Annotated in this window: 16 protein-coding genes; 13 read left to right on the forward strand and 3 right to left on the reverse strand. The window is 64.3% G+C overall.

The features are described 5' to 3' along the window. Window positions 1-20 precede the first annotated feature (20 nt). Complete coding sequence (locus P6U30_RS31660; RefSeq protein ID WP_407166678.1) at window positions 21-320, reverse strand: hypothetical protein; 300 nt, start codon at window positions 318-320, stop codon at window positions 21-23. 165 nt (window positions 321-485) lie between these two features. Here P6U30_RS31660 and P6U30_RS31665 point away from each other — a divergent pair, with 165 nt between their 5' ends. The 4 genes from P6U30_RS31665 to P6U30_RS31680 all read left to right on the forward strand — a co-directional run bounded on the left by P6U30_RS31665 (window position 486) and on the right by P6U30_RS31680 (window position 3206). Next, complete coding sequence (locus tag P6U30_RS31665; RefSeq protein ID WP_407166679.1) at window positions 486-950, forward strand: hypothetical protein; 465 nt, start codon at window positions 486-488, stop codon at window positions 948-950. A gap of 174 nt (window positions 951-1124) precedes the next feature. After that, window positions 1125-1763, forward strand: coding sequence for a ribonuclease T2 family protein (locus P6U30_RS31670; protein ID WP_407170587.1), 639 nt, complete (start codon window positions 1125-1127; stop codon window positions 1761-1763). A 112-nt stretch (window positions 1764-1875) separates the two neighbouring features. Further along, window positions 1876-2736 (forward strand): 23S rRNA (adenine(2030)-N(6))-methyltransferase RlmJ, encoded by an 861-nt coding sequence (locus P6U30_RS31675; RefSeq protein WP_407166680.1) that lies wholly within the window; start codon window positions 1876-1878, stop codon window positions 2734-2736. 254 nt (window positions 2737-2990) lie between these two features. Further along, the gene (locus tag P6U30_RS31680; protein WP_066502379.1) at window positions 2991-3206 is read left to right on the forward strand and encodes a cold-shock protein; all 216 of its coding nucleotides are present in this window, start codon (window positions 2991-2993) and stop codon (window positions 3204-3206) included. Between the two features lie 357 nt (window positions 3207-3563). On the opposite strand, the gene P6U30_RS31685 is transcribed toward P6U30_RS31680, so the two are convergent. After that, entirely contained in the window at window positions 3564-4187 is a 624-nt protein-coding gene (locus tag P6U30_RS31685) for an outer membrane protein (RefSeq protein ID WP_407166681.1), read from the reverse strand. 257 nt (window positions 4188-4444) lie between these two features. Between P6U30_RS31685 and uvrC the strand changes: the two genes are divergently transcribed. The 7 genes from uvrC (at window position 4445) to P6U30_RS31720 (ending at window position 11369) form a co-directional block, all read left to right on the forward strand. Then, entirely contained in the window at window positions 4445-6517 is a 2073-nt protein-coding gene (uvrC, locus tag P6U30_RS31690; RefSeq protein ID WP_407166682.1) for an excinuclease ABC subunit UvrC, read from the forward strand. Between the two features lie 90 nt (window positions 6518-6607). After that, window positions 6608-7222, forward strand: coding sequence for a CDP-diacylglycerol--glycerol-3-phosphate 3-phosphatidyltransferase (gene pgsA / locus P6U30_RS31695; RefSeq protein ID WP_407148418.1), 615 nt, complete (start codon window positions 6608-6610; stop codon window positions 7220-7222). Beyond that, window positions 7219-7470, forward strand: a complete 252-nt coding sequence (moaD, locus tag P6U30_RS31700) for a molybdopterin converting factor subunit 1 (RefSeq protein ID WP_407166683.1) — start codon at window positions 7219-7221, stop codon at window positions 7468-7470. The genes pgsA and moaD overlap by 4 nt, the downstream gene beginning before the upstream one ends. Window positions 7471-7537: 67 nt before the next feature. Then, a complete protein-coding gene (locus tag P6U30_RS31705) occupies window positions 7538-8005 on the forward strand; it encodes a molybdenum cofactor biosynthesis protein MoaE (RefSeq protein WP_407166684.1) in 468 nt (155 codons plus the stop codon). Then, window positions 8005-8964 (forward strand): 50S ribosomal protein L3 N(5)-glutamine methyltransferase, encoded by a 960-nt coding sequence (gene prmB / locus P6U30_RS31710; RefSeq protein WP_407166685.1) that lies wholly within the window; start codon window positions 8005-8007, stop codon window positions 8962-8964. The genes P6U30_RS31705 and prmB overlap by 1 nt, the downstream gene beginning before the upstream one ends. Before the next feature lie 140 nt (window positions 8965-9104). Further along, on the forward strand, window positions 9105-10499 hold the full coding sequence (locus tag P6U30_RS31715; RefSeq protein ID WP_407166686.1) for an EAL domain-containing protein: 1395 nt from the start codon (window positions 9105-9107) through the stop codon (window positions 10497-10499). A gap of 15 nt (window positions 10500-10514) precedes the next feature. Next, a complete protein-coding gene (locus tag P6U30_RS31720) occupies window positions 10515-11369 on the forward strand; it encodes a TIGR01459 family HAD-type hydrolase (protein WP_407166687.1) in 855 nt (284 codons plus the stop codon). A gap of 235 nt (window positions 11370-11604) precedes the next feature. Here P6U30_RS31720 and P6U30_RS31725 read toward each other — a convergent pair whose 3' ends face one another. Continuing rightward, window positions 11605-12000, reverse strand: coding sequence for a response regulator (locus P6U30_RS31725; protein WP_407148424.1), 396 nt, complete (start codon window positions 11998-12000; stop codon window positions 11605-11607). A gap of 210 nt (window positions 12001-12210) precedes the next feature. Between P6U30_RS31725 and P6U30_RS31730 the strand changes: the two genes are divergently transcribed. Both P6U30_RS31730 and P6U30_RS31735 read left to right on the forward strand, forming a co-directional pair. After that, the gene (locus P6U30_RS31730; RefSeq protein WP_407166688.1) at window positions 12211-13182 is read left to right on the forward strand and encodes a bifunctional riboflavin kinase/FAD synthetase; all 972 of its coding nucleotides are present in this window, start codon (window positions 12211-12213) and stop codon (window positions 13180-13182) included. Further along, window positions 13179-13730: a sugar O-acetyltransferase gene (locus P6U30_RS31735; RefSeq protein WP_407166689.1), complete on the forward strand. Its 552-nt coding sequence runs from the start codon at window positions 13179-13181 to the stop codon at window positions 13728-13730. Before P6U30_RS31730 ends, P6U30_RS31735 begins: the two co-directional genes overlap by 4 nt. Window positions 13731-14059 lie beyond the last annotated feature (329 nt).

The raw sequence follows: 14059 nt of genomic DNA on the forward strand, positions 1-14059 counted from the left end.
TCGCAGGGTTCGCGCGGCGCTCAGTAGCGCGTGCGCAACGGCCGCTCTGAAGAGCCGTAGGGCACCCAGCGGCAGGCAAACGAGATATAGCCACCCGGGTAGGATTGCACGGAGAGGAATTTCACCACCTTGCCGTACGAAGCGCAGTGCTCGACGGCGAGCTGCCGCGCATCCACCTGCATCGCCACTGAATAGGCAATGATACCGCCGGTGTCATTGCCCTTGAACGGCGGTACCGGCTGCAACCAATCGGCCCGCGCCGGCGCGACGGCCAGCATCCCGCAGACGGCAACCAGGCACGCGGCCAATTTCGTTCGCATCGCAGACTCCATTTCGCTTGAAGCCAACATAGAGCGCGCCGGCGGTCGTGAAAAGAATGAGAGGTTCGCCGAAAGTGGACTTCTCCGCAGGTGTTGCCGCGCTGCACTTGACCTTGCCGGGGCTTCACGGCACCGTCCGCCGCATCGGAATATCGGTGGATTCCCATGCGCGACCTGTTCATGTCAGCCAAGAAGCTCGGCGTTGGTGCCGCGCTCGTGTTCGGCCTGTTGGCTTCCGGGGGGACGGCCCAGGCCGCCAACCCCTTCGAGCTGAATTTCTGGCTGTCAGGGCCGCGCTATGACGGCAACGTTGCACCTTGCGAGAGGGCCCTGCCCGTCATCAGCGAGCAATTCCACGAGAAGGAAGCCACCTTCTGGAATTCACCGCTGGTGATCACCGGTTACGGCCGCATCCATGAGACCGCCTTCCGTCCCTGGCAGTCCGACAATATTCCCCGCCGTTACTGCTCCGGCGACGTGATGTTGAACGACGGCAGGCTGCGCAAAGTGCACTTTTCGATCATCGAGGATGGCGGCTTCGCCGGCTTCAGCCAGGGCGTCGAATGGTGCGTCACCGGGCTCGACCGCAACTGGGCCTACAACCCCTCCTGCCGCGCCGCGCGGCCCTGATTCTCCCGCCAGATTGACGACAGAGCGCCCGCGGGCTGCCCGCTTGCAGCCGGATGCGCGTTTTGTTCTTGAAATGTTCTAGGCGTGCCTGCTAGGTTCCAGCCGTCAGTGAGGGAGCGTTTGATGTATCGGCTGGTCACCATTTCCCGATTTCTGGTTTCCATTGCGACATTCATGCTGTGCACCACGATCGCCGTGTCGGCTCAGGACCGGCGGCAGAATGCGCCGGGTGAGTTCGATTTCTACGTGCTGTCGCTGTCGTGGTCGCCGTCTTACTGCGAGGCGGCGAGCGAACGCGGCAACAACGGCCGCGGCACGCAAGCCCAATGCGGCGGGCGGCCGTACTCGTTCGTGGTGCACGGCCTCTGGCCGCAATATGAGCGCGGTTTCCCGGAATACTGCCAACGGCCTTCGCCGCGGCTCGCCCGCGGCATCATGAGCTCGATGCTCGACCTGATGCCCGCTCCAGGGCTGATCTACAATGAGTGGGACAAACACGGCACCTGCTCGGGGCTTGGCGAGCGCACCTATTTCGAGACCATCCGCAAGGCGCGCGCCGCGGTGAAGATCCCCGAGGAATTTCTGCAATTGTCGGAGCCGAAGACGATCTCGCCCGACGATCTGGAAGCTGCATTCATCAAGGTCAATCCGGGGCTCAGCAGCTCGGCGATCGCGGTCACCTGCGACAGCAGGCGGCTCAGCGAGGTGCGGATCTGCCTCAGCAAGGATCTCCAGTTCCGTTCCTGCGAAGAGATCGATCGCCGCGCCTGCCGCCGCGACCAGGTGCTGATGCCGCCGATGCGCGGCGGCTAGCGCTTACCCGTCCAGTCCGCTGGCGGACGACTGCCACTTCAGCGTCCGTCCGCGTCGGCGAGCGAACACGGACAGGTCGCCGCGCCCGCCATGACGTGGTAACGGCTATCGCATGAACTATCGCCATGCTTTTCATGCCGGCAACTTCGCTGATGTCATCAAGCACATCGTGCTGGTGCGCATGCTCACCTATCTGCAGGAGAAGCAGGCCGCGTTCCGCGTCATCGACACCCATGCCGGCGCCGGGCTCTACGATCTGACGTCGAGTGAAGCGCAACGTGGCGGCGAATGGCTCACCGGCATCGCGCGGCTGATGCAGGCGCGCTTCTCCGACAAGGCGCAGCCGCTGGTCGCGACGTATCTCGACATCGTTAGGGCCTTCAATCCGAAGGCAGAGTTGAAGGCCTATCCCGGCTCGCCCTTGATCGCACGGGCGCTGCTGCGACCGCAGGATCGCCTCACCGCTTGCGAGATCGAGCCAACGGCGCGCAAGCAACTGATCGACGCATTGCGGCGCGACACGCAGGCCCGCGTCGTCGATCTCGACGGCTGGACGGCGCTTCCTGCCTTCGTGCCACCGAACGAGCGGCGCGGCCTCGTGGTGATCGATCCGCCATTCGAGGCGAAGGACGAGTTCGAGCGGCTGGCCAAGGGGTTTTCGGACGCGTTCGCAAAGTGGCCGACCGGCGCGTATCTTTTGTGGTACCCCGTAAAATCCCGGAGGGTCACCGACGACTTCGCACGCAGCGTGGCCGCGGCAGCCGCAACCAGCAAACCGGCCGGCAAGTGCTTGCGTTTGGAATTCAGCGTGGCTCCGCAGGAGACCGGCAGTGGCCTCGTTTCCAGCGGGCTTTTGATGGTGAATCCACCATGGACGCTGGCGAGCGAGCTGAAGATCATCCTGCCCGAACTCGAGAAGCCGCTAGGCCAAGGCGGCGCAGCCCGCTTCAGACTCGAAACGCCTAAACCTTAATGGCCCACCGAAAAGTGTGATTTGAGCGTAGTCAATCTGCGCGGAACCGTATTATGCTCATCCTGTTACGACTGGCTTTACGTTCCGCTTCCGCGAATGGTTGCGGCGGAGTGACAAGGCCGAAATAAAATCCAGGCAGACCGGCGGCGTGACGCCGGCCTGTTCAGGTGGCCAAGCTTCCGACAAGCGAATGTCGGTCAACCGCTGCGCGGCGTGCGCGTAACGGTGGAGCAATACGGGGGAGGAGTTTCCCGATGGCCATGACTGGGACGGTCAAGTTCTTCAACGGCGAGCGGGGCTACGGCTTCATCAAGCCTGACGATGGCGGCCGCGATGTGTTCGTTCACATCACAGCCGTCGAGCGGGCGGGATTGAAGGACCTGACTGAAGGACAGCGCATTACATTCGAGGTCGAACCGGACAAGAAGGGCAAAGGCCCCAAGGCGGTCAACCTGGTGGTTTCATCGTGAGTGCGGGCGTGATCCGGACAATCGGAAGGCTTGCTTCCGAACTGGGTCATGCGCGAGTGAAAGACCTGAGATCGTGCCGCGATTGTATCCGATCGCATCGTGATCCCGGGCTCACGACGGAAGCGGAATGACGCGTTGCGTGTGAGCTAACTGTCGGGCACACGGCCGTGCTCGCTGCGTAATCACCATGATGCGGCCGCCTGAGGGCGGGCTCCGCAGAGTTGGAAACGTGCGGCCGATCAAATACTGGCTCCACCGCGTTGATGCGGCCCTCTTTCGCGACATCTCGCCGACATAAAAAAGAAACCCGGCCGCGCGAAGCGCAGCCGGGAGTTGATGGTCGACGTCTTCTTGTTCTCAGAAGTGATAGTTGATGCCGGCGCGGACCAGGCTGAAGCCGTAGCCGTTCGCCGCGCCGCCGGTGAGAGCGAAGTTGCTGGTGGCGAGATCGACGAAGAGATATTCGACCTTGGCGCTCCAGTGCGGGGCAAAGCCCATTTCGACGCCGGCACCGATGGTCCAGCCCGCATTGGTGTGGGTCTCCGAGAAGCCGAACGTCTCGCCGCGAAGCTCGCCGAAGGCGAGACCCCCGGTTCCGTAGAACATCACGTTGTTGAAGGTGTAGCCGACGCGGCCACGCACGGTGCCGAACCAGGGATTGGAGAACTTCCAGGGCGCGAAGGTATCGTCCGCGGCCGAGGCCTGGATGTCGCCTTCGATGCCGAACACCCACGGCGTGCCGTTCTGGAAGTTGAAGCCGGCCTGGACGCCGCCGGCGAAGCCGGACGGCCGGGTCGGGTTGTTGTCGATCGAGCCCCAGTTGTAGCCGATATTGCCGCCGAGATAGGGGCCGGCCCAGCTATAGGCGTCCAGCGGCTGATACACAGTGTACCGCGATCCGTAGTTGACGTCGGCCGCTGCCGCCGAAGTCGTCCAGCCTGCGACGATCAGCGCCAGCACGCGCAAAACCAACCGGGTCATCGATACTCTCCACCACGCAACTGCCGCCACCCGCCGGCCTTGAGCGGCCGGCATGGTTACGGAATTCCACTTTCTTCTCAAAAGTTTATCGAGAGTTTTAAGTTAAAGGGTTGTTAAGACCGGTTTACCGGGCACTGATCAGTCTTAACAAGTCGTTGCACATCCGCCTTCACGGCTGTGCGTGACGGATAACCCTCTGCAATCGGCCCTCTTTTCCGGCGCTGGCGACCGCCCGTTCCAGCGCTTAGTTTACGCCCATGGTTCACGATTCTCCCGAGCGTCCGACACCGCCCCCCCGCCAGGCGCGGCGCGGTTCAAAATCCGACCTGCCGCAAGACGACCTGACCCTCCGGACGGACGACGTCGACCCCGAAACCTCGGCAACCGACGAGGATGACGAGGCGCGCCTGCCCGACGCGGAAGAACCCGCCGAAGGGGTCGTGGAGGGCACGCTGGCGACCGGACACGCCGCGATCGAGAACGCGGTTCGCCTCGCCCCCACCTCGCCCGGCGTCTACCGCATGCTCAATGCCGTCAATGACGTGCTCTATGTCGGCAAGGCGAAGAACGTCAAAAAGCGGCTGTCGTCCTATGCGCGGGCCAACGCGCCGTTGGCCGCCCGCATCCTGCGCATGATCGCGGCGACCACTCATGTCGAGATCGTCTCGACCACGACCGAGACCGAGGCGCTGCTGCTCGAGGCCAACCTGATCAAGCAGCTTCGCCCGCGCTTCAACGTGCAACTGCGTGACGACAAGTCGTTTCCCTACATCCTGATCACCGGCGACCATTGGGCGCCGCAGATCCTCAAACATCGGGGCGCGCAGTCCAGGCCCGGACGCTACTTCGGCCCGTTCGCCTCCGCCGGCGCCGTCAACCGCACCATCACGGCGCTGCAGCGCGCGTTCCTGATCCGCTCCTGTACCGACGGCTTCTTCGAAAGCCGGACGCGGCCGTGCCTGCTCTACCAGATCAAGCGCTGCTCCGGCCCGTGCACGCGCGAGATCGATTTCCCCGGCTACAGCGAACTGGTGCGCGAGGCGACCGAATTCCTGTCCGGCCGCAGCCACGCCGTGAAGGAATTGCTCGCTGCCGAGATGGAGAAGGCCTCCGGCGAGCTCGAGTTCGAGACCGCGGCACTTTACCGCGACCGCCTCGCAGCCTTGTCGGCGATCCAGTCGCAGCAAGGCATCAACCCGCGCACGGTCGAAGAGGCCGATGTGTTCGCGATCCACCAGGAGGGCGGCTTCTCCTGCGTCGAGGTGTTCTTCTTCCGCACCGGCCAGAACTGGGGCAACCGCGCCTATTTCCCGAAGGCCGAGAAGACGTTCACGCCGGAAGAGGTGCTGTCCTCGTTCCTCGCGCAATTCTACGACGACAAGCCGCCCCCGAAGCTGATCCTGCTCTCGCACGAGATCGAGGAGACCGCGCTGCTCGCCGACGCGCTCTCGGTCAAGGCCGGGTACAAGGTCGAGGTCTCCGTGCCAAAGCGCGGCGAGAAACGAGAGTTGGTGGGTCACGCACTCACCAATGCGCGCGAGGCGCTCGGCCGCAAGCTCGCGGATACCGCAACTCAAGGCCGGCTGCTGGAGGCCATGGTCACCACGCTCGGTCTGCCGCACACGCCGAAGCGGATCGAGGTCTACGACAACAGCCACATCCAGGGTACCAATGCGGTCGGCGCGATGATCGTGGCCGGCCCCGACGGGTTCATGAAGAACCAGTATCGCAAGTTCAACATCAAGTCGGAAGGGCTGACGCCCGGTGACGACTACGGGATGATGCGCGAGGTGCTGGAGCGGCGCTTCAAACGTCTGCTGAAGCCGCCGGAAGGCGACGCCGCCAACGTGAAAGCGGACGACGATTCGTTCCCGCAATGGCCGGACCTCGTGATCATCGACGGTGGCCGCGGCCAACTCAACGCGGTCAGGGAGATTTTCCAGAACCTCGGGCTAACCCAGGTCTCGCTGATGGCGGTTGCCAAGGGACCGGAGCGCGACGCCGGCCGCGAGACGCTGTTCATGCCGGACCGCGAGGCGATCAAGCTGGAGCCGCGGGACCCGGTGCTGTATTTCATCCAGCGGCTGCGCGACGAGGCCCACCGCTTCGTCATCGGCTCGCACCGCAAGCTGCGCAAGAAGGACATCCGCGAGGCCGGCCTGCAGGAGATTCCCGGCATTGGACCGTCGCGCAAACGTGCCCTGCTGCATCATTTCGGAACGCTCAAGGAGATCGAGCGGGCCTCGATCGCCGATCTCGGCAAGGTTCCAGGCGTCAGCGCCGAGAGCGCCCGGAAGATTTTCGAGTTTTTCCACGCCCAGCCGGGTTAAAGGAAACGGAGTCATCAGGGCGTCGCCTGCGATCGGCCACCTTGGGGACGCACTGTTGACCTTCTCGCTTGAGCGGTATTGGTAGGACGGATGAACATCGCCACGACCCGGGGACAGCCCAAGACCATGTCCCTCCCGAATATCCTGACCTATGCCCGGATCGCCGCGATCCCGGTGGTGATCGGCTGTGTCTACTGGCAGTCGATCCTGGACGGCCCGTTGTGGCTGCGCTGGGTGGCGCTGGCCGTGTTCATCGCGGCAGGGGTCACCGACTATCTCGACGGTTATTATGCCCGGATCTGGGATCAGCAGTCCGCGTTCGGCCGGATGCTCGATCCGATCGCCGACAAGCTTTTGGTCGCCTCCAGCCTGCTGATGCTGGCCGCCGACAACTCGATCCACGGCTGGACGCTGTGGGCTGCGATCGTGATCCTGTGCCGCGAGATCCTGGTCTCGGGCCTGCGCGAATATCTCGCAGGCTTGCGGGTCAGCGTTCCCGTCACCAAGCTTGCGAAATGGAAAACGACGATCCAACTGGTGGCGATCGGGTTCCTGATCGCGGGCGAAGCCGGTGAGCAGATTTTCCCGCCGACCACGCTGATCGGCATCGTGCTGCTGTGGATGTCCGCGATCTTCACGATCTACACCGGCTGGGACTATTTCCGCGCCGGCATCCACCACCTCATCAAGGAGGATGAGGGATGAAGGTGAAGTATTTCGCCTGGGTTCGTGAACGCATCGGCAAGGCGGAGGAGACCATTGAGCCGCCGGCCGAGGTGCGCACCATCGCCGACCTGATCGGCTGGCTGTCGGCGCGCGACGATGCGTATGCCTATGCCTTCGAGAAACCGAAGGTGATCCGCGCCGCGATCGATCACGCGCATGTCAGACCGGATGCGGCAATTTCCGGCGCGCGCGAGATCGCGTTTTTCCCGCCGATGACCGGCGGCTAAGATAGCGGTTTCAAGCGAAATGGGTCCCGGTTCGCGTGAAGAAAACGCGTCAAACAAAAGCAACCCAATGACTGTTTCAGCGACCATTCGCATCCAGGAGGCCGACTTCGACGTTGCGCGCGAGATCGCCAAGCTCAGCGAGGGCCGCACCGATGTCGGCGCGGTCGTCAGCTTTAGCGGCATCTGCCGTGGCAGCGAGCAGGGTGAACCGATCGCCGCGCTCATGCTCGAACACTATCCAGGCATGGCGGAAGCCGAGATCAGCCGCCACGCCGACCAAGCGCTGGCGCGCTGGCCGCTGCAAGGCCTCACCATCATCCACCGCTTCGGCCGCATCGTGCCGGGCGAGAACATCGTGCTGGTGGTGACGGCCTCAGCACACCGGCAGGCCGCGTTCGAGGCAGCCGAGTTCCTGATGGACTATCTCAAGACCAACGCACCGTTCTGGAAGCGCGAGGAAAGCGCGCGCGGCGCGAGCTGGATCGAGGCGCGCGACCATGACGATGCGGCCGCCGCCCGCTGGACCAAATCCTGATGGCCAAGCGTAGCAAAGTGCCGGCGAAGCGCAGCCCCGCAGCGCCGAAGCCGCCCAGAATGGGCGCGGGCGAGCTTCAGACCCTGTTCGATTTCGTGCGCTACGCGGTCAGCCGCTTCAACGCCGCCAAGCTCGTCTTCGCGCATGGCACCACCGATCCGGTGGCGGAAGCGGCCTTCCTGATCTCGGAGACGCTGCATCTGCATCCCGACCAGTTCGAGAGCTTTGCCGGCGCGCGCGTCACTGCTGCCGAGGGCAAGCAGATCCTCGACCTGATCGAGCGTCGCGTCAGCACGCGCAAGCCCACCGCCTATCTCGTCAACAAGGTCTATATGCGCGGCCTGCCCTTTTACGTCGACGAGCGCACCATCGTGCCGCGCTCCTTCATCGGCGAATTGCTCGATTCGCATTTCGGCGGCGATGAGGACGGCACCTCGCTGATCGGCGACCCCACCGAGGTCGAAAGCGTGCTCGACCTCTGCACCGGCTCCGGGTGCCTTGCGATCCTTGCCAGCCGAAATTTCCCGAACGCCACGGTCGATGCTGTCGACGTTTCAAAGGACGCGCTCGCGGTCGCCGCGCGCAATGTCGCCGACCACGGCCTCGAGGACCGGCTGACGCTCTACCGCGGCGACCTGTTCAAGCCGCTCGGCGACAAGCGTTACGACCTCATCATCTCCAACCCGCCCTATGTCGATGCCGAGGGCATGGCGTCGCTGCCGCGCGAGTGCCGCGCCGAGCCGAAGCTTGCCTTCGACGGCGGACCTGATGGCCTCGACATCGTCCGTCGCATCCTCGAGGAGGCCAAGCAGCACCTGACCCCGCAAGGCGGCCTGCTCTGCGAGATCGGCCGCGGGCGCGACAATCTCGAGGCCGCCTATCCGAACCTGCCGCTGCTCTGGCTCGATACCGAGGAGTCCGAGGGCGAAGTGTTCTGGATCGCCGCTGCGGATCTTTGATCCGACGGGCAGGAGCCTTCCGGCGAGGCGAAAATCGTGTGCAGCTCCAGCCGGTTCCCAACATCGCAGGCCCTCGAATCAACAATGATGCTAAGCTTGTGGCACTGGGGAAGCTCGAACAGAGGGCGCGGGCGCGCGACATGATCCGCATTTCGACGATCTTCATCGCTATCTGCATGGTGCTGGTCGCAGCCTCGCTCGGCTTCGTCCTGTACTCGGTGGCGGGTATCAGCGGGTTTGAATCGGCGATCGTGGCGCTCACCGCCCTCACCCTCCTGATCCTCTACAACGCGGTCTCGATGCGGATGAGCGACCGCGGCAACGTCGGCACCCAGATCGCCGATCTGTCACGCGGCACCGCCGACCTCGCTCGCCAGGTCGCCGAGTTCGGCCGGCGGCTGGCCGCAATCGAAGGCCGCGTCGCGTCGGCCAACTCGACCGGCGCCGACCGGATGCAGGCCATGGCCGGCGAGATCAACGAGCTTGGCGGGCTGGTGAAGCAGCTCGCGGCGTCGCTCGCCCATCATGAGGATTTGCTGGCGGCCGGCCCGGTGACGCAGGCACCGGCCGCGCCGCGGACCGAGCCCTCGCCGCCGCAGGCCCCGGCCATCGCCAAGCCGATCCAGCCGCCGGTGGCGGCGACCGCAATCCCACAGCAGCTTCTTGGCGCGGTGAAGAACGCGATCGAGGAGAACCGCCTCGACGTCTACCTGCAACCGATGGTGACGCTGCCGCAGCGCAAGGTGCGCTATTATGAGGCGGTGATCCGGCTGCGCGACGAGCAGGACCAGATCCTGGCCGCCGACGATTTCATCGGTGTTGCCGAGGCTGCCGGCTTGATCGGCCGCATCGACCACACGGTGATGCTCCGCTGCGTCCAGGTGCTGCGCCGCCTGATGGTGCGCAACAAGGATGTCGGCGTGTTCTGCAACGTCTCGTCGGCGACGCTGGCCAATCCGGCCAGTTTCGCCCAGTGCCTCGATTTCCTCGAGGCCAACCGCGCGCTGGTGCCCTCCCTGGTGCTCGAATTCAAGCAGTCGACGTTCCGCAGTCTCGGCCCGAACGAGAGCGAAAACCTCGCGGCGCTGGCGCAACGCGGATACCGTTTCTCGATCGACCATGTCAGCGACCTCCGCATCGAGCCGCGCGAGCTCGCCGATCGCGGTGTCCGCTTCATCAAGGTGCCGGCCGCGCTGCTGCTCGACGCAGGGCAGGCCGCGAATTCCGACATCCATCCATCCGACCTCTGCGACTTGCTCGGCCGCTACGGCATCGACTTGATCGCGGAACGGATCGAGGGTGAGCGCGCCGTGGTCGACCTGCTCGATTACGACGTCCGGTTCGGTCAGGGCTTTTTGTTCGCGCCACCGCGGCCGTTGCGGCCGGAGGGGGCATCTGCTACCGCCGAGGCACCTCAGACCACACCTCAGGACCTCAATGGCGCCAGCAACTCAGCAACCGTCTCAAGCCCCGCAACGGCGCCGCGCGCGACCGGCAATGCCGCGCTGGCGCGCCGCGCGGTCGGCCCAAGCTGACCGGCGATCCGCATCATGACCTCGTTGCGTTTCGTGGAGCGGCTGCGCGACCTCGTCGACGGCGTCGACGTCGTGCTGTCGGACATCTGGGGCGTCGTGCATAACGGGCTCGAATCGTTTCCCGAGGCCTGCGAGGCCTTGCACACGTTCCGGCAGCACGGCGGCACCGTCATCCTGATCACCAACGCGCCGCGGCCGGCCGATTCCGTGCAGCGGCAACTGCGCAAGCTCGGCGTCGCCGACGAGACCTACGACGCCATCGTCTCCTCCGGCGACCTGACGCGGCATTTCGTGGCCGACCATCCCGGCCAGAAGATCTTCTGGATCGGCCCGGAGCGTGACAGCTCGATCCATCGCGGCCTCGACGCCACTTTGGTGCCGCTGGAGCAGGCGGACTACATCATCTGCACCGGCCTGTTCGACGACGAGACCGAATCCGCCGAAGACTACCGCGACACGCTGATGAAGGCGCTCGAGCGCAAGCTGACGCTGGTCTGCGCCAATCCGGATATCGTGGTCGAGCGCGGTGACCGCCTGATCTATTGCGCCGGTGCGATCGCCGAGCTCTATCGCGAGCTCGGCGGCGAGGTGATCTTCTACGGCAAGCCGCACCGGCCGATCTATGAGCGCGCCATGGCGCTGGCCGCCGAGCGCCGCGGCCAGCCGATCGAGCGCGCGCGAGTGCTGGCGATCGGCGATTCCGTACGCACAGACCTTACCGGCGCGCATGGCTTCGGCATCGACCTCCTGTTCATCACCCGGGGCATCCACTCCGAGGAGTTCGAGGGCATCGAGCAGCTCGACCCAGCTTCAGTGAAGGAGCTGTTCGGCCATCCGCCGCGCGCGCTGATGCGCGAGCTCAAGTGGTAGCGGCGCATCGCTGGAGCGCGCTGCCAAAATATCGAAAACAACCCCATGCAAAGGGGCCATGGCGCTCGGTGTTCGACCAGGCGCCTTGACACGTCGGGCAACTCAGGGCTATTTTTCTACTATTCCGAAATCGCGCACGCGCAGACGTAAAATGCCCGGGACATCCAGCGCGAAGACGCTCTTCGCGCTTCTACCGGGCATGACGTGAATTTCAGTCGATGCGATAGACGGGCGCTTACGCGGTGGCCATATCCGGGAACACCGCCTCGATCTTGGTCTTCAGCGTGGCGGCGTTGAACGGCTTGACGATGTAATTGTTCACGCCGGCCTTCTTGGCCGCGATCACGTTCTCGGTCTTGGATTCCGCCGTGATCATGATGAAGGGCGTGGTGGCAAGATTGGGATCGGCGCGGACTTCCTTGAGCAGGTCGTAGCCGGTCATCGGCTCCATGTTCCAGTCGGAGATCACGAGCCCGTATTTCTTGGTGCGCATCTTGTTCAGCGCGGCCGAGCCGTCCGAGGCATCGTCGATGTTCTCGAAGCCGAGCTGCTTGAGGAGATTCCGGATGATCCGGATCATGGTGTTGTAGTCATCAACGACCAGAACCGGCATAGACAAATCAACCGCCATCTCTTCCCCCAAACGACGCAAATTACGCTTCTGCGCGACCCGCAGCTCTCCGGCAACGACTAACAGCAGGCCTTAAACAGCGCGTTAACCCGCCGGAACCGGATTGTTACGGATTTGATGCAATCTTCGCCCGCTTGACTTCCAAGCCGTGGAGACGTCACGGTCCGGCCCGCAACGACCATGCTTAAGAATGCTTGAAGAATCCCTGAAATGAGCACCGGTTTTACCGTTATCCGCGACAACACCCCTATGAGCGCAATCCCGAGGGGCGCCGTGGTCGCGATGGGCAATTTCGATGGCGTCCATCTCGGCCATCGTGCCGTGATCGGCGCGGCGCTGGCGATGGGCAAAACCCACGGCAAGCCGGCGCTGGCGGTGACCTTCGAGCCGCATCCGCGCAGCTTCTTCAGCCCGAACAGCCCGCAATTCCGTCTCACGGACGAGACCAACAAGCTGCGATTGCTCGCAGGGACTGGACTTGCCGGTGCCGTGGTCATGACGTTCGACAAGGCGCGTGCGGGTACGTCGGCGCAGGACTTCATTCACCACGACCTGATCGAGCGGCTCGGCATCAGCGGAATCGCGGTCGGCTACGACTTCCATTTCGGCAAAGGCCGGGTCGGCTCACCCAGCCTGCTCGTCAGCGAGGCACCGCGGCTTGGCATCGAGGTCGACGTGCAGGCTCACGTCGATATCGAGGAGCGCCCGGTGTCCTCGAGCGCGATCCGCATGGCGCTCGCCGAAGGCCAGATCGCCGACGCCACCACCATGCTGGGCGCACCGTGGTTCGTCACCGGCGAGGTGGTCCACGGCGAAAAACGCGGCCGCGATCTCGGCTACCCGACCGCCAATATCCGGCTCGACAAGCATTGCGGGCTGAAGCACGGCATCTATGCGGTGCGGGTCGGCCGCGGATCGGAACGGCTCGACGGCGTCGCCAGCTTCGGCCGCCGTCCGACCTTCGACAACGGCGCGCCCCTGCTCGAAGTGTTCCTGTTCGACTTCAAGGGCGATCTCTACGGCAAGGTCCTTGATGTCGCATTCATCAGTTTCATTCGCGACGAGCTGAAATTCGACACCATCGAGGCGTTGATACGCCAGATGGATGATGACAGCGCCAAGGCACGCGCGGCATTGGCCGCGGCGCCGGACGCGTTCCCGAAGCTCGGAGTGATTGGTTGAACACCACCGAAAAGCAGAAAATGCTCGCGGGCGAGCTGTATCGCCCGGATGCGGAGCTCGCGGCCGACCACACCGCCGCCGAGCAATGGATGGCGCGCTACAATGCTTCGGGCGCCGCGCCGGCTGCCGAACTCCATGCGCTGCTCGCCGAGCGCCTCCGCCGCGTCGGCAAGGATGCCGTGATCCGGCCGCCGTTCTTCTGCGACTATGGAACCAATATCAGCCTCGGCGACGGCGTGTTCCTCAACTTCAATTGCGTGATCCTCGACGTCGTCGAGGTGACGATCGGCGATCGCACCCAGATCGGCCCCGCGGTCCAGATCTACACCGCCGACCATCCGCGCGACGCCGCGACCCGGCGCGCCGGACTGGAATTCGGCCGTCCGATCCGGATCGGCAGCGACGTCTGGATCGGCGGCGGTGCCATCATCCTGCCCGGCGTGACCATCGGCGACGGCGCCCTGATCGGCGCCGGCAGCGTGGTGACGCGGGATGTCGCGGACGGAGCCATCGTGGCGGGAAATCCGGCCCGGCTGCGCGCTGGGTAGACCAGGATGAATTTTGGTTGAATCGGCTCGCCGCGATCTCGTTTCACCTCTCCCCGCCGGGGAGAGGTCGGCGCGTATCGCCGGGTGAGGGCTCTCGCCCTCTCGATAGACCGTAACCCCTCACCCGATTTGCTGCGCAAATCGACCTCTCCCAAGGGAGAGGTGTACCGAACCCGCGGTCAGACCGATTCAATCTGGCGTCATCCCGCTCCAGGGGTCGTCCCTCGGAACAGTCCGCCGGCAATCGGGGCTTTGCGATTTCCGCCTCCGGCTGCTATGGAAACCCCATGTTTTCGCGGCGCATCATACGGATTAGCGGCCCGGCTTCC

This window comes from Bradyrhizobium sp. ORS 111 (assembly GCF_045571485.1).
Classification (GTDB): Bacteria; Pseudomonadota; Alphaproteobacteria; order Rhizobiales; family Xanthobacteraceae; genus Bradyrhizobium.